The sequence below is a fragment of the Pedobacter aquatilis genome, from assembly GCF_032678405.1.
In the GTDB taxonomy this organism is placed as follows: Bacteria; Bacteroidota; Bacteroidia; order Sphingobacteriales; family Sphingobacteriaceae; genus Pedobacter; species Pedobacter aquatilis_A.
Map to the genome: position 1 here is coordinate 171,966 of NZ_JAVTSJ010000003.1, position 19,544 is coordinate 191,509.

General features: G+C 38.4%; 15 protein-coding genes. 8 read left to right on the plus strand and 7 right to left on the minus strand.

Features of this window, described 5'->3' with window-relative positions; genetic code table 11:
• Window positions 1-36 precede the first annotated feature (36 nt).
• Entirely contained in the window at window positions 37-459 is a 423-nt protein-coding gene (locus R2R71_RS10035) for a cupin domain-containing protein (protein ID WP_316831144.1), read from the plus strand.
• A gap of 194 nt (window positions 460-653) precedes the next feature.
• Here R2R71_RS10035 and rlmF read toward each other — a convergent pair whose 3' ends face one another.
• The 6 genes from rlmF to truA all read right to left on the minus strand — a co-directional run bounded on the left by rlmF (window position 654) and on the right by truA (window position 7,693).
• Window positions 654-1,652, minus strand: a complete 999-nt coding sequence (gene rlmF / locus R2R71_RS10040; RefSeq protein WP_316831145.1) for a 23S rRNA (adenine(1618)-N(6))-methyltransferase RlmF — start codon at window positions 1,650-1,652, stop codon at window positions 654-656.
• Window positions 1,653-1,872: 220 nt separating this feature from the next.
• A complete protein-coding gene (gene dctA / locus R2R71_RS10045) occupies window positions 1,873-3,141 on the minus strand; it encodes a C4-dicarboxylate transporter DctA (protein WP_316831146.1) in 1,269 nt (422 codons plus the stop codon).
• A gap of 54 nt (window positions 3,142-3,195) precedes the next feature.
• Window positions 3,196-4,029, minus strand: a complete 834-nt coding sequence (locus R2R71_RS10050) for a cyanophycinase (protein WP_316831147.1) — start codon at window positions 4,027-4,029, stop codon at window positions 3,196-3,198.
• The gene (locus R2R71_RS10055; RefSeq protein WP_316831148.1) at window positions 4,029-5,054 is read right to left on the minus strand and encodes an isoaspartyl peptidase/L-asparaginase; all 1,026 of its coding nucleotides are present in this window, start codon (window positions 5,052-5,054) and stop codon (window positions 4,029-4,031) included. The genes R2R71_RS10050 and R2R71_RS10055 overlap by 1 nt, the downstream gene beginning before the upstream one ends.
• 53 nt (window positions 5,055-5,107) lie before the next feature.
• Window positions 5,108-6,871, minus strand: a complete 1,764-nt coding sequence (locus R2R71_RS10060) for an ABC transporter ATP-binding protein (RefSeq protein WP_316831149.1) — start codon at window positions 6,869-6,871, stop codon at window positions 5,108-5,110.
• A 63-nt stretch (window positions 6,872-6,934) separates the two neighbouring features.
• The gene (gene truA, locus R2R71_RS10065) at window positions 6,935-7,693 is read right to left on the minus strand and encodes a tRNA pseudouridine(38-40) synthase TruA (RefSeq protein ID WP_316831150.1); all 759 of its coding nucleotides are present in this window, start codon (window positions 7,691-7,693) and stop codon (window positions 6,935-6,937) included.
• Between the two features lie 85 nt (window positions 7,694-7,778).
• Between truA and R2R71_RS10070 the strand changes: the two genes are divergently transcribed.
• The 7 genes from R2R71_RS10070 (at window position 7,779) to R2R71_RS10100 (ending at window position 18,080) form a co-directional block, all read left to right on the plus strand.
• Window positions 7,779-8,246 (plus strand): DUF4293 domain-containing protein, encoded by a 468-nt coding sequence (locus R2R71_RS10070; RefSeq protein WP_316831151.1) that lies wholly within the window; start codon window positions 7,779-7,781, stop codon window positions 8,244-8,246.
• Window positions 8,247-8,290: 44 nt separating this feature from the next.
• Window positions 8,291-9,475, plus strand: a complete 1,185-nt coding sequence (locus tag R2R71_RS10075) for a hypothetical protein (RefSeq protein WP_316831152.1) — start codon at window positions 8,291-8,293, stop codon at window positions 9,473-9,475.
• Between the two features lie 211 nt (window positions 9,476-9,686).
• Complete coding sequence (locus R2R71_RS10080) at window positions 9,687-11,552, plus strand: DEAD/DEAH box helicase (protein ID WP_316831153.1); 1,866 nt, start codon at window positions 9,687-9,689, stop codon at window positions 11,550-11,552.
• A 279-nt stretch (window positions 11,553-11,831) separates the two neighbouring features.
• Entirely contained in the window at window positions 11,832-13,346 is a 1,515-nt protein-coding gene (locus R2R71_RS10085; protein ID WP_316831154.1) for a heme peroxidase family protein, read from the plus strand.
• 106 nt (window positions 13,347-13,452) lie between these two features.
• Window positions 13,453-15,285 carry an alpha-L-fucosidase gene (locus R2R71_RS10090; RefSeq protein ID WP_316831155.1) on the plus strand — a complete coding sequence of 611 codons (1,833 nt, stop codon included), beginning with the start codon at window positions 13,453-13,455 and terminating at the stop codon, window positions 15,283-15,285.
• 72 nt (window positions 15,286-15,357) lie between these two features.
• Entirely contained in the window at window positions 15,358-16,944 is a 1,587-nt protein-coding gene (gene bshC / locus R2R71_RS10095) for a bacillithiol biosynthesis cysteine-adding enzyme BshC (RefSeq protein ID WP_316831156.1), read from the plus strand.
• A 50-nt stretch (window positions 16,945-16,994) separates the two neighbouring features.
• Entirely contained in the window at window positions 16,995-18,080 is a 1,086-nt protein-coding gene (locus R2R71_RS10100; protein ID WP_316831157.1) for an Ldh family oxidoreductase, read from the plus strand.
• Between the two features lies 1 nt (window position 18,081).
• Here the strand turns inward: R2R71_RS10100 and R2R71_RS10105 are convergent, their stop codons facing one another.
• Window positions 18,082-19,509, minus strand: a complete 1,428-nt coding sequence (locus R2R71_RS10105; RefSeq protein ID WP_316831158.1) for an alpha-L-fucosidase — start codon at window positions 19,507-19,509, stop codon at window positions 18,082-18,084.
• Between the last annotated feature and the right edge of the window lie 35 nt (window positions 19,510-19,544).

The following is a 19,544-nucleotide window of genomic DNA, read 5'->3' on the forward strand; positions in this document are numbered from 1 at the left end:
ACTAAGGCTGAAAGTGAAACCTAAAGTAAAAACATAATGATACATAAACTTTTAACTATTGTACTTTTCGCGACAATCTTTTCTTTAGCTGCAAAAGCGCAAACTAATGATACCAGCAAATACATTTTGCAAAACGATGTAGACGTTGCCAAAAAAGAACCTGGCACACACAACGGTGGTGGTGAAACGATTGGCTACAATTTCTTTGCTGAGGCTAAAAACCTTAAAACTGCTTTCCGGAAAAGAGTATTGAAACCAGGTTCTTCAATTGGTTATCATCTGCAGAAAGAAGATGAAATTTATTATGTTTTAAGCGGTTATGGTGTAATGCAGATGAACGGAAAAACATTTCCGGTTAAACCCGGCGACGCAGTTTTAACCCGCCCGGGAAGCTCGCATGGCATTGCCCCTAACAAAGACAATGATTTGGTAATTATGATCGTGTACGAGAAAAAATAGACCATCATACATATCTGTGCTTCAGGCCTTTGTTCATAAACCGGATTGAAGTGGTATACTTTTTTTGCTTCAACCGTGAAAACGCTGTCATGCTGAGGCACGAAGCATGACAGGAATTGTAAAAAAAGATACAAACAAAAAGCCGGACCAACTTTAATCGTTCATCCGGCTTTGCTTTTCAAAATATTTTTATTTTAAACGCTTTTAGCTTCAGGTTTTGAGCTCTCGCTTTTCCAGGCCTTAGCCCATTCCGCCTGTGCAGCATCGTCTTTAAAAGTCCAGGCTACAAAACGACTGATTTTTTGCCCTTGACTCATTTGTACTGTTCTCACCTCGAAAGCATTTACTTTTATCAAGGCATTATAAATACTTTTTAAATTAGCACTTTTCGAAACCAGCGAAGTAAACCACAACACTTGATTTTTAATTTGCTCACTTTGAATAATCATTTGCTCTACAAAAGCACGCTCGCCGCCCGGGCACCACAGTTCGGCTTTATTTCCACCAAAGTTTAAAACGTGTTTCACTTCCTTTTCATTTCCACCAAGATTACGCCATTTCTGGCGGGTACCTTGCTCCGCTTCTTTAAGCGAAGAATGAAATGGCGGGTTACAAACCACTGCATCAAAACGTTCATTGCGTCCAACTATCCCCCTAAAAATACCCATTTTTGAACCCTGTTGACGAATTTCGATTGCGCCTTGTAAAGGTTTATTCGCTTCGACAATACGCTTTGCAGATTCAACAGAAAGTGGATCTATCTCCGAACCAACAAAACTCCAGCCATATTCCTGATGGCCAATAATCGGGTAAATACAGTTTGCACCTACGCCAATATCAAGCACGTTAACGTTTGCGCCTTTTGGATTTTTACCTTTATTGCTCGAACCTAAAAGATCGGCAACATAATGAATATAATCTGCCCTGCCCGGAATAGGCGGACAAAGAAAATCTTTAGGAATATCCCATTGGCCGATGTTGTAATATTGCTTTAATAATGCCCTGTTTAAAGCCTTAACTGCATTTTGATCGGCAAAATCAATAGAATCGTCGTTATGCTCATTTTTGAAAACGAAACGTTTTAATTCTTTTGAGGTTGCGGTAAGTTGTTTGAAATTATAACGCGAACGGTGTTTGTTGCGTGGGTGTAACTCGCTTTTCTCTTTGCGGTTATTTTGTTCTTCCTGAGCCAATGTGATCTGCTTTAATTAAACATGCTGTGTTACACGTTTCTGTTACAAAGGTAGGGAAAAGATGTGAGATGTGAGATGTGAGATGTATGATGTATGATGTATGATGTATGATGTATGATGTATGATGTATGCTTAGAAATTCAAATCTAAACAAGGTTTAACTAATTATCCTTTTTTTGTTTTGTCATTACCTCGATAATAACCCACAAATCGGATCATATTAGCCCTCCTCATTTTTTTCAATCACCGCCGGCTGTATGGCTTTTAAATACTTTGTTTCGTCGAATTGATTTTCACTTTTTGCAATCACAATTGTCGCAACTCCATTTCCGATTACATTGGTAATTGCCCTGGCCTCGCTCATGAAACGATCTACACCAATCAAAATCGATATATGTTCAATAGGCATAATTTTGAGTGCTGTTAAGGTAGAAACCAAAACTATAAAACCACTTCCTGTAACACCAGCGGCACCTTTTGATGTCACCATTAAAACACCTAAAACCGTAATCTGTTGTCCGAGCGATAAATCGACATGAAAAACCTGACATAAAAATATCACGGCCATGGCCAGGTAAATTGCCGTCCCGTCCAAATTGAAAGAATAACCAGTTGGAATCACCAGACCAACAACGGATTTATCACAGCCAATGGCTTCCATCTTTTGCATCATACTTGGCAAGGCTGATTCGGATGATGATGTTCCCAAAACAATTAAAATCTCCTGACGGATATATTTCAAATACTGCCACAAGCTGAAATTATAATATCTGCAAATACCATTTAAAACAACAAAAATGAATAGTATACAGGTTAAATATACAGATCCCATAAGCTTAGCCATTCCCAAGATACTACCTAAACCATGCGTACCAATACTAAAAGCCATCCCTCCAAAAGCACCAATTGGTGCTAAGCGCATAATCACTTTCATAATCTTGAACAGCACTTTAGAAATTTTATCAAAAGCATTTAGTACTACGGTTCCTTCGCCACCCAACTTGTTCAAGCCGTAACCGAAGAGTATTGCAAACAATAGGATTTGCAGAATATTCCCTTCTGCAAAGGAAGCAATGATATTATGAGGTATAATATGCAGAAAAAACTCAGCCCAATTCATTTCTTTGGCTTGTTCTGCATAACCAGCAATCTTGGTAGCATCACCCCCTTTTGTTACCATCCCAACGCCTGGTTTAAGCACGTTAGCTACTAATAATCCAATAGCTATAGCAACTGTACTTACAATTTCGAAATATAAAAGTGCTTTCCCTCCTACACGGCCAACCTTTTTCATATCGCCCATGTGTGCAATACCCAACACGATAGTAAAGAAAATAATTGGTGCGATTAACATGCTAATCAGGTTAATAAAACCCTGACTTATTAATTTAGCGCTTGGTGCAAAGCCGGGGAAATAGGCGCCCACAAAAATGCCTATCGTAATGGCTACTAAAACCTGAAAGGTTAAATTGGAAAGGATTGACTTCATTTAAGTTGTTTGGAAAATGAAATATAGAAATTTTTCCTGTTGCCTGAAAAGAAATTAAGGTAAGATATCAATTACATCACCTGCAGTAAAAACACCAAATTCGGCCTGATTAAACTTTAGCAAGCCTTTATCGGTTATTTTTAAGCCCTTTGGCTTCGCAATCCTAATCACCTGACTATCGCCTGCAACCCTAGCTTTATTACCATGAACAATAATAGCTGTACTTTCATCGATACCAACCCCTACTAAATCGGGATGGGACGCTAATGCAGAAATTAACCGATTATATCTGTTCCTCTTAAGAAAATGCTGATCTATGATGGTATTTTCCAGCAAGCCCATCCCCTGCTCAAATTCAATATTTTTATCCCAGAGTTTATTAAAGGTTTCTTTATAAATGGTATCCTGAAGCTGATTTCCGGTAATCATATATTTACTCATTACTGCCGCTCCGGCACTAGTACCTGCTATGGTAGAGCCATTTTTGTAAGCTTGGCGGATAGCTTCGTAAACAGGTGTATTCAGAACCGATTTCATGAAACGGCTTTGATCGCCACCTAGGATATAAATCAACTTCGCTGATGATAAAGAATCTATCCATTTTTTATCTTTTACATCATGCTTGCTAAAATTGAAATTCCTAACCTGATAATTATCAATCTTCTTTAATTGTGTTGAAAGGCTTTTGAAACCCGAATCAGGAATTGTACTCGCCATCGGCAATACAATAATATAATCATTCGGCTTTAATTCAGCGGTTCGCAGCATTTCTTTCATCAATGCATCCGAACGGTTTCCACCACCAATAATGAACAAACTACCTTTATTTTGCGCCTTCACGCCGAAAAAGGCGATGAACAGAAAGGACAATAGCAGAAACCTCTTCATTATTTATAAATGCTTACTTCTATTTTCCCATCAGCTGTTATAGCACCACGATACATTCCTTCGGTGTTGAATGGCATGGTCATATTTCCTTTTCTATCCAAAGCGATTAAACCTCCGTCGCCACCCATTTTACCAACTTTTTCAATGGCAATTTTTGAAGCAGCATCGACAGACAATCCTTTGTATTCCATCAAATCGGAAATGGTTTTGGCTACAACATTGCGAATGTAGAATTCGCCCCAGCCAGTACATGAAATACCTGCTGTTTCGTTATTACAGTAAGTACCGGCTCCGATAATTGGTGCATCTCCAACACGCCCATATTTTTTGTTAGTCATACCACCAGTAGAAGTTCCGGCAGCTAAGTTACCTGCTTTATCTAATGCTACGCAGCCCACAGTACCGAATTTATAATCGTGGTTTTTAGTTCCTAAAAGTTCTGATTTTTTACTCCCGTGATCTAAAACTGCCTTTGTAGAATCTTCTTTAATTGCCTGTTGCAAACCATCCCAGCGCTCTTTAGTCCAGAAATATTTAGGATCTACAATTTCCAAACCTGCTTCTTTTGCAAACTGATCAGCTCCTGCACCAACCAGCATTACATGTTCTGATTTTTCCATTACGGCTCTCGCTGCTGAAATTGGATTTTTTATGGTGGTTACGCCTGCTACTGCACCTGCCATTAAGGTTTTACCATCCATAATTGCTGCATCCAGTTCATTACGTCCATCATGTGTAAAAACAGCTCCCTTACCTGCATTAAAATGTGGATCGTTCTCCAAAACATGAATGGTGGTTTCCACTGCATCAAGACTTGTTTTGCCCGCCTGAATTTGCGCATAGCCTGCTTTCAAGGCCTGTGTTAAAACCGCAATATATGCCGCTTCTTTTTCAGGGGTCATGTTTTTCTTTAAAATAGTTCCGGCACCGCCGTGGATTACCATAACGTATTTTTTTTGCTGGGCCGAAAGATTTAAGGTAAGAAAAGAGCAAAGCAGAACTGCAATTAGTTTTAAAGATTTCATCTTTTAGGTTTGAGTTTTTAAGATGTTAAATTAAGAAATTAATCGGGAAAAGCTTAGGCCTTGGCAATACCTTCAGAAGAAAACTGTAAATCGTAAAGCTTTTTATAATAGCCATCGAGCTTTAGCAGTTCTTGGTGGGTACCTTTTTCTTTGATTTCACCTTTATCCAGCACAATAATCTGATTGGCTTTCTGAATGGTTGATAAGCGGTGGGCGATAACAATTGAAGTCCTGCCTTCCATTAAATTATTGATGGCCTTCTGAATCAGCAATTCTGTCTCCGTGTCTACTGATGAAGTTGCCTCATCTAAAACAAGAATAGCAGGGTTGTGTACCAAAGCCCTGATGAAGGAAATCAGTTGCGCCTGGCCGGCAGAAAGCGTCGAACCTCTTTCCATTACGTTATACTGGTAACCACCCGGTAAGCGCTCGATAAAATCATGTGCACCTACTTTTTTGGCGGCATCAACAACTTCTTCAATCTTTATGTCAGGATTATTTAAAGTAATGTTATTTAAAATCGTGTCCGAAAAAAGAAAAACATCCTGCAGCACGGTTGCAATATGACTGCGCAGGTAATCGAGTTTAAAATCGTGTATATCAATTCCATCAACCGTTATGCACCCTTTTTCTACCTGATAAAAACGGTTAAGGATATTTATAGTTGAAGATTTTCCGGCGCCTGTTGCACCAACAAGGGCCACTGTTTCACCGGCCTTTACTTCGAACGATAAGTCTTTCAATACATAGTTATCTTCATTATAGGCAAACCAGACCTGCTCGAATTTAATATTACCATCGAGTTTTGCCGGGCTAAGTGTTCCGGTGTCAGGCGTTCTTTCATCGGTATCTAAAACCTTAAATACACGCTCAGCGCCAACCATACCCATTTGTAAGGTGTTAAATTTATCGGCCAGCTGACGGATTGGTGTGTAAACCATCGCCAGATATAAGATAAACTGGTTAATTACCCCTGGTGTAATCATATTATTGAAAACACTCTTACCTCCATACCATATCAACAGTGCCATAGACATTGCTGATATTAACTCTACAACCGGAAAAAAGATAGAATAATACCAGTTTGAACGGATATTCGCATCGCGGTAACGCTTATTTATATTGTAAAACTTTTTATACTCCTGCCTTTCTCTGGCGAAATACTGAACGATGGAAACTCCAGTGATATGTTCCTGCAAAAAGGTATTCAGGTTGGTAACTTCGCTCCTCACCTCCTGAAAAGCCACTTTAATTGACTTCTGAAATTTCCGGGTTGCCATAATCAGCAGCGGTACAGGAATTAAAACTATTATGGTTACTTTCCAGTCGATATAAAGCATAACGCCAACAACAGCTACCACCTGCAGCGAGTCGCCTATCATCGAAATCAATCCTTCTGAAAAAATATCGGCAATAGTTTCCAGATCCGAAACCGTTCTTGTAATTAATTGTCCGATGGGGGTTTTATCGAAATATTTTAACCTGAGTTTAGTAATGTGGTTAAATACACCGATTCTTAAATCACGGATAACCGACTGACCCAAAGTGTTGGTTAAAAGTGTTTGGCTATACTGAATAATAGTTTGCAGAATGAGCATGAAAATCATCAGGATAATCATACTTACCAAACCATTATAATCGTTTGTAAAGATAAATTTATCCAAAGTATAGCCGATTAAGAAAGGCCTTACTGGTGAAATAGCAGCGAGTAAAATGGTTAGAATAACCGACCATATAAAAACAGTACGATAAGGCTTAACGTACTTAAAAATACGTTTCAGCAATCCTTTGTTATATACGTCGCCTGTTACTGCCATTTTTTTAATCTTAACGATTGAATTTTGAATTAGCTGCTAAAACTCATTCCATGATTCATTTTATTATAGTTTCCCAATATACGGGTATTCTACTTTTACCAGGTACAAACCACAGGCGGGCACTGATTGACCTGCATTGCTTCTGTTTTTACTGTCGATTATATTTTTAAAACCTGCTATATCAATTTCCCTTTTGCCAACGCGAACTAAGGTTCCTACAATCGCCCTAACCATGTTACGAAGAAAGCGGTCGGCCTCAATGGTGAAAACCAGGCCATCGTTTATCTCTTCAAAACCAACCTGAACAATTTTACAATTATTGGTAAAAGTTTGGGTATTTGATTTACTGAAGCAAGAAAAATCGGTATAATTTAATAATTCCTTTGCAGCGATATTCATCAAACTCACATCAAGCTTATCTTTAAGCAGCCACGAACGGTTAAGTTTAAAAGGATCTTTTTCGAAGTGGATGTAATATTTGTAAGCTCTGGCGGTTGCATCAAATCTGGCATGTGCCACATCATCAACGGGAATTATTCTTTTTGCTGCAATTTGATAAGGCAACATTGCATTTATACCGCCAATAGCTGCCATAACCTTTTCTTCAGCAATATTCTCGACATCGAAATGCGCATAAAATTCAGTTGCGTGTACCCCCGAATCCGTTCTGCCACAGCCAAGGGTTTCAATAGGTTGCCTGAAAAATGTAGACATGGCCTTGCCTAATAACGCCTGTACAGTTGTTGCATTAGGTTGAATTTGCCAGCCATGATATAAGCTGCCATCATATGCGATTTGTATGAAATACCTTTTTTTACTCAAAGCGATGCAAAAATACTTTTTCCTTTTATTACATAAGCCTGTAAAATGGAATTAAATATATATTTGTACAACTTATTAAATTAACATGATACAAAGAATACAATCAATCTGGCTTTTCCTTGCAACGCTAACACTTATATTAATGCTATTTTTACCTATTGCAACAAAAGTAATTAATGGTGATGAAGCTCAGATTTTCACTAATGGACTTCATTATTTTGTTAAAGGAAAAACTGGAAAAGTATTAACAGTTGATGTTTTTCTGCCTTTAATAATCACCCAAGCCATATTAATTGTATTATGTTTTATTAATATTTTTAAATTCAAAAATAGAAGTCAACAAAAGAAAATCGCAATTTTTACTATTGTTGCTATCGGCGGTTTCGCTTTTTGGTGCAGTATTTACGCAAAAGAATTGCCAGGCGGTATTGAAGGTGCTTCTTTTGGTATTGGCGCTTACATGCCGGCATTAGCTATTCTGTTTTGTGTACTGGCAATTTTTGGGATTAATAAAGATGAAAGGTTAATCCGCTCTGCTGAGCGCTTGCGTTAATTAATTTTCACCAACTACAATATTTATAAATCCCTCAATTTCTGATGCGCTCTTTAAAAAAATTGCTAATCCTTCTTGGATTCTTAAACGCAGGTATTGTTTATGCGCAAGATAGTCTTCTTACCAACCTTGCTAAACAAAACCTAAAAACATTTGAAAAAACCGAAAAGGGCTTTAAAGGTCCGGGTTGGGACGAGATTCTGGATAAAGCAAAAAAAAGCAATTACGTAGCCATTGGTGAAGACCATTTCACCAATGAAATACCATATTTTTTCTCAGCTATTATCGATCAGATAAAATTCGATAACTTCTTTTGCGAAATAGATCCTTATTCTGCACAGATTATTCAGGATAAAATCAATTTGCTGAGTCCGGGTGATTTAAGAAATTATGTAAACGAATTTGGCAATACGTTTTCATTTTACGCTTTCCAAGCAGAATTTGATTTATTAAAGAAACTTAGCAAAAATCACACTAAAATTCAGGGAACAGATCAGATTTTATTGGTTGCAGACCGGTTAGTTTGCAGTGAGCTTAAGAAAATCACGAAGAATGAAAAGGCCAGAAAAATTTATGAAACCATTGAAATAAACTCAAAGACATATTTCGCTAATTTCCTAAAAAACCAGGCTAAAGGGTTTTATATGTATACGCCTGAATTTGAAAAAAACCTTAACGAGCTTCAGGTACTTGCTTTAAGTAAAAAAGAGCAGCAGCTTATTTCAAACTTAAAACTAACAGCCAAAATTTATAAAAGCCAGGATCATCATTTAAGGGTTCAACTGATGAAAAATCAGCTGATGAATAACTATAGCAATTGGGTTAATAAAAAAAACCTGTTTAAATATGGCGCAAACCACATGGCTAAAGGAGAAAGCTTGCTCGAAATATATGACACAGGTAATTTGGTTAATAACATTGCCGACAGCCGTTTTGAAAAATCAGTTCATATAATGGTAATTGGTAAATCTGGGTTTCAGGCATCTCCATTTAAAGGTTTCGATGCTGAAAAAGTTGATGAAAATTCGGGGAGTTTAAAAACACTGAAACCATTTTTTAAAATGGTAAATGGCAACGCCTGGCATTGCTTCGATTTAAAATCAATTCAGGAAGCTATCAGTGATGGGAAAATTAAAATTAATGACATCAAACTTTTAAGGATTATTAAAGGATTCGATATGATTGTCGTTATTCCTTCGGTTACCGCATCTACATTTATTGTTGATTAAAGAATATTTAACATCTAAAAAGTTAAACCTGAACATCCATAAGTATGAAATTTCGCTAAAAACTGCTTATAAGATTCTAAGGCACCTGCTTAACCTCAATACTTCTTCCTTATTTTCAATTATTTAACTAAAAAAACTATTTAGCTAACCATCAATAAAATACGGAATATTAACCGTACCTTTGCGGCTCAATTAAAAAATAAAAAGACGAATGACAAACCCATTTCAATTATTGGGGATAAGTGATGACGTCGTTAATGCCGTAAAGGACCTTGGATTTGAAAATCCAACGCCGATTCAGGAGCAAAGTATTCCTGTACTGTTAGAGGGCAATAACGATTTTGTTGGTTTGGCCCAAACAGGAACAGGAAAAACAGCCGCATTTGGTTTGCCGCTGTTAGAACTAATCGATTTTAAAGTAAATAAACCACAGGCATTAATTTTATGCCCTACCCGTGAGTTATGTTTACAGATCGCTAACGACCTTAAAAACTTTTCTAAAAACATTGCTAATGCACACGTAGTTGCCGTTTACGGTGGTGCTAACATTATGCAACAACTACGCGAAATACGCCAAGGCGTTCAAATCGTAGTGGCCACGCCCGGCCGTATGTTAGATATCATTGGCCGTAAAGCCATCGATTTCTCAAACGTTAAATATGTTGTGCTTGATGAAGCCGACGAGATGTTAAACATGGGTTTCCAGGATGACATAAACGACATTTTATCAACTACTCCTGATGACAAAAAAACATGGTTATTCTCTGCTACGATGCCTTCCGAGGTTCGTCGCATTGCGAAAAACTACATGGAAAACCCTGTAGAATTAACCATGGGCACAAAAAATACAGGTAACGCAAACATCGAACACGAATATTATATCGTTCGTGCACGTGATAAATATGCTGCCTTAAAACGTATTGTAGATTTTAACCCTGATATTTTCGGCGTTGTCTTCTGTAAAACGAAATTAGATACACAGGATATTGCTGAGCATTTAATTAAGGATGGTTACAATGCTGATGCCTTACACGGTGATTTATCGCAACAACAACGTGATAAAGTAATGCAACGTTTCCGTGAACGTAACATGCAATTATTAATTGCAACTGATGTTGCTGCCCGCGGTATAGATGTAAACAATGTAACACACGTAGTTAACTATTCTTTACCTGATGAGATTGAAAGTTATACTCACCGTTCTGGCCGTACAGGTCGTGCAGGTAAAACCGGTATTTCTATTTGTATCATCAATTCTAAAGAATTAGGTAAAATCCGTCAGTTAGAACGCATTATTGGTAAACAATTTACCAAAGCCGAACTTCCAACAGGATTTGATGTTTGCGAAAAACAATTATTCTCTTTAGTACATAAAGTACATAACGTAGAAGTTAACGAAGAGCAAATCGACCAGTACATTCCTCGTATTATGGATGAATTTAAAGATTTATCTAAAGAGGATGTAATCAAACGTTTCGCTTCACTAGAGTTTAACCGTTTCCTAGAATACTATTCTAAAGCACCAGATTTAAATGCAGCTGCAGGCGATGAACGTGGCGAAAGAGGTGATCGTGGCGAAAGACGTGGACGTGGTAGCGAAGGCTATACCCGTTTATTCATCAACTTAGGTTCCGTAGATGAGTTTACTCGTGGTGATATGTTATCATTCATCTGTAACAACGGTAAAATTGCTGGTAAGAGCGTTGGTAAAATTGATTTAAAAGGCGTGTTCTCTTTCTTCGAAGTTGAAGATGCTGTTGCTGATAAAGTTTTCGAAGGCTTTAAATCCGTTGAATTTAATGGCCGTCAGGTTCGTATTGAAAAAAGCGGCGATGGCGGAGGTGAAAGACGCGGTGGCGGAGAAAGACGTGGCGGTTTCGGCGGTGAGCGCAGAGGCGGTGGCGGTGGTTACCGTGGCGGTGAGAGAAGATCAGGCGGCGGTAGCGGAAGACGCGAAGGTGGCAACCGTGAAGGTGGTGGCGGTTTCAGAGATTTCTCTGGACGTAGCCGTGATGATAAAGGTGGACGCAGAGAAGGCGGAAACCGTGAAGGTGGCGAACGCCGCAAAAAATGGTAAATTAATAAATCCAAATATTTTACAAGCCGTTCTGTTTCTACAGAGCGGCTTTTTTGTTTTATGTATTAAGTACGGAAATAATAAATTAAGTCAATTACCAGATTGGGATATGCTTTGCAAATCGCGATTACTTAATCATTTATCTATTATTAGAATATTGTTATTCTTCAGTCGAGATCAATTTAACCATACCGTAAAAAGCGTATAACTCACATAAAATCAACAAAATACATACTCATTATTTATATTTATAATAAACCTTAACCAAAATATAATATTATGAGCAGACATGGAGCCCTTTATCAGGACATCGTTCCTTTTACGTCACGTTATTACGACAAAGGAAAATTCGGTCGGATTTTTCCGTCACTACCATCATTTGCACCCGACACCCCTAAAGTTAGGGAAGCACTAAAGGATATTGGAAAAAAAGGCGGGATAATGGATGCAAAAGATGACTTAAGTCAAAACCCGATTGATTTAATTACCAATCCAGCCTTACAGGTAAATAATCCTAATTCACCGATTATGAGTGCAGGAATGACTTTTTTAGGTCAATTCATTGATCACGACATTACCTTCGATCCAACTTCGAGCCTGGAACGACAGGCAGACCCAGAGTTCATCGAGAATTTCAGAACGCCAAGTCTTGCCTTGGATAATGTTTATGGCAGTGGTCCAGGTGCATCACCCCATCTTTATGACCAATCAGATGGAATGGGAATTAAAATGTTATTGCATCCCTTAAATGTCAAAGGGAAGGATGATATCGACAAATTCGATGTACCAAGGAACACTCAAAATACTGCCTTAATCGGTGACCCAAGAAACGATGAAAATTTAATCGTTTCGCAGTTACAAGTCTTATTTCTAAGATTTCACAATGTTTTAGTAGACGCTATAAGGATAAAATACCCTACAAAATCTCCCTCAACTGTTTTTAACGAAGCACAGGAATTAGTCCGCTGGCATTATCAATGGATAGTTTTGCATGAGTTCCTTCCACTACTCTGTGGACAAGATATTGTAAATGACGTACTATTAAATGGCAGGAAGTTCTACGGATGGCATAACCAACCCTATATTCCTGTAGAATTTTCTGTAGCTGCCTATCGCTTTGGGCACAGTCAAATTCGTCCTTCTTACAGAGCTAATTTTGGAATTGCGAACAAACCAAATACAACACCATTCTTTGCAGATATATTTGACTTTTCTGTAGATCATAATCACCCCGATCCTAATGATTTACGCGGTGGAAAACGAGCTGACAGAAGATTTTTAGATTGGCATACGTTTTTCAATCTCGGAGATGGAAGTATGCGCCCAAATAAATTAATAGATACAAAGTTATCATCTCCCCTATTCCAGTTACCTGGTTTTGCTTCAGCAGATGTGATTTCTTTGGCAAGCCGCAATTTATTAAGAAGCCTGACTTTCAGTTTGCCCTCAGGCCAAAGGGTGGCTCATGCTATGCGTCTTCAGCCAATAGGCGCTGATGTATTTGATGATCTTAAACACTATAAAGTTAATTTTGAGAATAGCACGCCACTTTGGTTTTATATTTTAAAAGAGGCAGAAGTACAACAAATGGGTTTACGTCTTGGTGATGTTGGCGCCCGTATTGTAACTGAAGTTTTTGTTGGGCTATTGGAAGGTGATAATACCTCTTATTTAAGCCAAAATCCGTTTTGGAAACCGACTTTACCTTGTTGGGAACCTTATCGCTACAAGAAAGATTTCACGATTGCTGATTTGACAAGGGTAGCAGAAGGAAAGGTTCCTGTAGTATTTTAATCTAATTTTCAGGCAGTAACGATTCTGCCTGAAAATTAAACTCCATTTCATTATGCACTTTTTTTGATAGGAAGTTTATATTTATCAAACTATCTATCATAATTTTATGCGTATTTTAAAATTCTTAATTTTATTTTTCTTCGCTTCCAATACTTTTGCTCAACAAAAAGAGGCAGATTCGAATAAAATGCAATGGTTTGCCGACGCGAAACTGGGCATTTTTATTCATTGGGGAATTTATTCGGTTAACGGGATTTCCGAATCTTGGTCGTTTTTTAACAACTATATAAACCACGACGCTTACATGAAGCAGCTTAATGGTTTTAATGCATCCAGATTCCAGCCTGCAGAATGGGTAAACCTGATTAAGGAAAGTGGGGCAAAATATGCGGTAATTACCACTAAACACCACGATGGCGTAGCCCTTTGGGACAGTAAAATGCAAAATGCCACTACTACAGTAAAGCATAGTGCAGCTAAAAAAGATTTAATTACACCATTTGTTGCCAGCCTTAAAAAATCGGGCTTAAAAACCGGTTTATATTTTTCCTTACCCGATTGGAGTTATCCAGATTATGATGGTTTTACACGTGACCGCAAACGTTACGATTACAAACAAGCATCCGCCCGGTTTAAAAAATTCCAGCATTACTTTCAGGGGCAGCTCAATGAACTTTCTACGCAATACAATCCGGATTTAGTTTGGTTTGATGGCGACTGGGAGCATAGTGGCGAAGAGTGGCAGGCTAAAAACATATTGGAAAACCTTCGCAAGGTAAATCCAAACGTCATCATCAATTCGCGTTTAAATGGCCATGGCGACTATGATACCCCCGAACAAGGTGTACCGGTAGTAAGGCCTGCATCATCAGAGTGGGAATTGTGTTATACCATGAACGATTCATGGGGATTTCAACCCTATGATAATCATTACAAATCATCAAATATGATTATCCGAACCCTGGTTGATTGCATCAGCATGGGCGGCAATTTACTGCTTGATATCGGTCCGAAAGCCGATGGTAGTATTGCGACTGAACAGGTAAAAATCCTGAAAGATCTTGGCCGCTGGACTAAAAAATACGGGGAAGCCATTTATGGCACTGAAGCCGGAATTCCTCCAGGTCACTTTAATGGTAAAACGGCAAGTTCGAAAGATAAAAAAACACTATTCCTCTATATCGATTATAAAACCGACGAAACCATTCTTCTAAGGGGTATAAAATCAGAAATAGCCGGTATTCAACTAATTGGCGGCAAATCCATACCCATAAACAAAATAAGCAGCAATACTTATGGATTCAGAATACCTATGCAGGATTTTGATCAGGATGTTACCGTTATCAAAGTGCAATTCAAAGAGCCTTTAAGCTTGGCAGAAACATCGGTAAAAAACATTTCTTTCGACGAGTTATTTACCGATAATAAGAAACCTGCCGAATCTCTACTAAAACTTAAACAACTTTCGCTCGAACTAAATGCTGGCACTAATATTTTTGATGGTTCATCCTTACCGGCTGACGGCCTGAATTTCAACCCAGGTGTTAAACCACTTGATGAAGCAATCAATAAATGGGTAATAAAAAACGCTGAGGCACTTTATAAAACAGGGAAAGGAATTCCCGAAGGGCACTATCAGGGCAATACAGCATTATCAGCAGATAAACAAACACTTTATTTATTTGTAGAGGGTAAACCAACTGGCCCGATTGCCATCAAAGGTTTATCAAATAACATTAGCAGGATAAGGGTTGTTGGCGAAGGAACAATGCTTAACCATCAAATATTTAATAAACTTTATTGGAGCAAAGTTCCAGGAATTGTATACATTGATATTCCTCAGGAAAAGCTTGATGAATCTTTAACGGTTATTGCAGTACTTTTAGATGGACCAATAAAGCTTTACCGGGAAAAGGTTGGCGCCATTGAAAGCAATTAATAATTATTTAACAATTGTAAAATAGTTATTCTGCTTTATGATTATCCTTAATTTGCATTACTTTCGTTAATTATGCAGGCAAAATATATCTCCTATCAGGAAACCGGTTCTTTTTCCAAACTTGTTCTGGATTATATTAATAACGATGAAAAGTTAAAAGCTTTTTACAGTTATCGTCCTGATATGGATGGCCTTGCAGCGGCAATTGCTAACAGAAATTTTCAAGGCGACAGGAATTTATTGGTCGATGTTTTGAAAAAGCAATACCAGCACATTACACCCAATAAATCGGTTTCAAAAAACATAGAGCTTTTAGCTTCGGAAAGTACTTTTACAGTGACTACCGGGCATCAGTTAAATCTTTTCACCGGACCGCTTTACTTCATCTATAAGATTGTAACGGCAATTAATCTGGCTATCGAGCTTAAAATTGCTCATCCTGATAAAAATTTCGTTCCGGTTTATTGGATGGCAACTGAAGATCATGATTTTGATGAAATTAATCACGTTAGTGTCGATGAAAAAAATATCAGCTGGATACAAAATACCAATGGTGCAACAGGAAGATTAAGCACCAAAACTGTTGAAGCTGCTGTGTTGGCTTACCAGGGTTATCTTGGAATTTCAAAAAATGGAAAGCGTATTGCAAAATTGGTTCAGCAGGCTTATTTACAGCATGATAATTTAGCTGATGCAACCCGTTTTTTAGTTAACAGCTTATTCGAAAAATACGGATTGGTTATTGTAAATGCCGACGAACCTTCCTTAAAAAGTCTTTTTGCCAATATTATCACTGCCGATGTTATACAGCACAACAGCTCGAAAAACATCGAGGAAAGTTCGGTTGCACTTGAATCGCTAGGTTACAAAACCCAGGTAAATGGGCGTGATATTAATTTCTTTTACCTTAAAGATAACTTGCGTGAACGCTTGATTTTCGAAAATGGCAAATACCTGGTTAACCATACTGAAATTAGTTTTACTGAAGAAGAAATAAGAGCAGAAATTAATTCGCATTCCGAACGGTTTAGCCCAAATGTGGTAATGCGCCCCATGTACCAGGAAGTTATCCTGCCAAATATTGCCTACATTGGTGGTGGTGCCGAAGTGGCTTACTGGATGCAGTTAAAAGCCAATTTTGATTTCTACAAAGTTGATTTCCCTGTTTTATTACTTCGCAATTCGGCATTATTAATTGATAAACGCAGTGCTGAGAATTTATATAATCTCGGTTTTGCCTTAGAGGACATTTTTCTTCCTGTTGATGAATTGAAAAACATCTGGGTGAAAAGGAATTCTACCGCTCAATTAATTTTAGCAGATGAAACCAGGGCCATTAACAGTATTTTCGACCAGATTAAGCTTAATGCTTACAAAATAGATAAAACACTTTCAGTTTCAACAGATACTGCAAAGCAGAAAACAAATCACCTGCTCGCAAACCTGGAGAAAAAGTTGTTCCGTGCAGAGAAACGCAAACACGAAACCGCACTGGTTCAAATCGAAAATGTAAAGAAAAGACTCTTTCCCAATGGAACCATGCAGGAAAGAACAATGAATATTGCTCCAATGTATGTGAATTATGGTGAGGATTTTCTTTCAACCTGTATCGAAAACTTTGAGCCTTTGGGTGGCGATTTTACTTTGCTACTACCTTAAATCACCGTCATTGCTTCGTACCTCGCAATGACGACAAATTGATACTAAAAATGAATTTTATCACTTTTACCGAATCTCATCTCAGAACATTTACTTACAACGTTTTCAAAAGAATGGGCTGCAGCGACGAGCATGCCAGACTTGCCACCGATGTTTTAATACGTTCTGATTTACGTGGAATTGATTCACACGGAGTGGCACGCTTAAGTGGCTATGTACGTTTGTGGGAAAAGAACAGGATAAATGCTACACCGGTTATTAAAATCATTCACGAAACGCCAACAACCGCCACAATAGATGGCGATGCCGGATTGGGTTTAGTAGTTGCACCCTTCGCCATGAAAGTTGCCATAGAAAAAGCAGAGAAATATGGTAGTGGATGGGTTTCAGTAAAAAATTCAAATCATTTTGGCATAGCTGGTTATCATGCCTTGATGGCTGTTGAAAAAGATATGGTCGGCATCAGTATGACCAATGCAAGCCCACTGGTTGCTCCTACCTACGCCAATGAACGTTTGCTAGGTACTAACCCCATGTGTTATGCATTTCCTGCTGGAAAATATCCTCCGGTTATTGTAGACATGGCTACGGCCGCAGCTGCAAATGGTAAGCTTGAGATTGCCCAAAGGGCGAACAAAGCTATTCCTGATGGCTGGGTTCAGGATAAGAATGGTGAAAGTTCAATCAATCCCAATGAGTTAAAAAATGGTGGTTCACTACTCCCATTGGGTAGCGACAAGGATCACGGAAGCCATAAAGGCTATGGATTAAGCGCAACAGTAGACATTTTATCGGCTGTACTTTCCGGGGCAAATTATGGCCCATGGGCACCGCCATTTGTTGCTTTCCTGGAGCCCTCAGCTAATCCGGTTGGTGAAGGCCTTGGTCACTTTTTAGGCGCCATGCGTGTAGATGGATTCCGTCCGGCCGCTGACTTTAAAAACCATCTCGATAATTGGATAGAACGTTTCAAAGGTGCTGAGACAATTAGTCCTGATAAGAAAGTAATTATTCCTGGCGAACCTGAACATGAATTTGAACAGGAAAGAAAAATCAGCGGTATCCCGCTGATTGATGTTGTTGTAAATGATTTAAATGAGCTTGCAGAAAAACTCGGAATTGAAGGTTTGAAATAAACTAAGTTTCCGGTGTAAATTCAAATGCCAAGGCTGCTTCATTATTGGTTATAGCAGGCACTTTCAATGTCGTTTTACCATTTTCAACCGTCCATTTCACTTTCTGCCCGGTAGAAATTAAGATTACTTCAGTTCCCTTTTTAGGTGTATTTCCATTCCAGGTAATTGTACCTGCAGGCTTATCCTGTGCGGTTATGCAATAAATTGCAAAGCGTTTTTTACCGTCTTTACTTTGTGTAAACCAGGTATTTTCGCTGTTGTAATTTTTGGTTATCCTGGTATTGTAGATGGCTTTACCGTTAACAGTAGTCCACCTTCCTATATCATTAAGCTTTGTAATAACATCAGCAGGCAATGTACCATCAGGTTTAGGCCCTACACCTAAAAGTAAACTTCCTCCCTTGGCAACAATTTCGGCAAGTTTATGTATAATTTCAGCAGCAGGTTTATAATTATCATTAGGCACAAAACCCCAGGCACCACCTAAAGTCATACAGCTTTCCCAGGGATAATCCAGTTGCTTTTCAGGAATTTTCTGCTCTGGTGTCTGGTAGTTTTCGTAAGGTCCGTGAACCGTTCTGTCAACCATAATTAATCCAGGTTGTGCTTTCCTGGCCATTTCGGCTATTTTGGGCATATCAATATCCTGGCTCCATTTTGGAATGTTTGCTCCCCACGATAAAACCTCGGCATTAACTGTTTCCAAAGGCCTAACCCAGCCGCCATCTAACCATAAAATATCTACGCTGCCATAATTATGCATCAACTCCCCAATCTGGTTGTAGGTAAAATCTTTAAATTTATTCCATCGCCAAGGGTATTTCCTGATGTCATAATTGTTATTTCTATCTGCCGTAGCATATTTTTGCCACCAATAGTATTGCGAATGCCAATCAGGCTTAGAGAAATATGCCCCGATCATAAAGCCTTCTTTTCTAAAAGCATCAAAAACATATTTGGCCACATCAGCTTTAGGATTGTCTGCAAAAGGACCTTTGGCAATGCTAAAATCAGATTGTTTTGTATCGAACATCGCAAATCCATCATGGTGTTTGGTGGTAAATACAAGGTATTTCATTCCGGCGCTTTTACCTGCCTTAGCCCATTGTTCAGGATTAAAATTTACCGGATTAAATTGTTTGCTGAAATCCCAGTATTGTTTTTTGTAATCATCATAAGAAATTGTCGTATCTCGTTCAATCCAGTCTTCAGAGCATAGCGACCAGGATTCTATAATTCCAGGAACAGCGTAAAGCCCCCAGTGAATAATCATTCCAAATTTTTTGTCTTGCCAGCTATCCAGTTTTTCTTTAACCAGTTTATCTTTCGGCCATTCGTAATGGGTAGACTGAGGCATTATATCATTTTGCTGTGCAAAAACCTTTAATGAAAGTAGGATGAGTAATGTGGAGGTGGCAAATTTGTACATAGTATATAATTAAAAATGGGACAGTGGTATGCTGC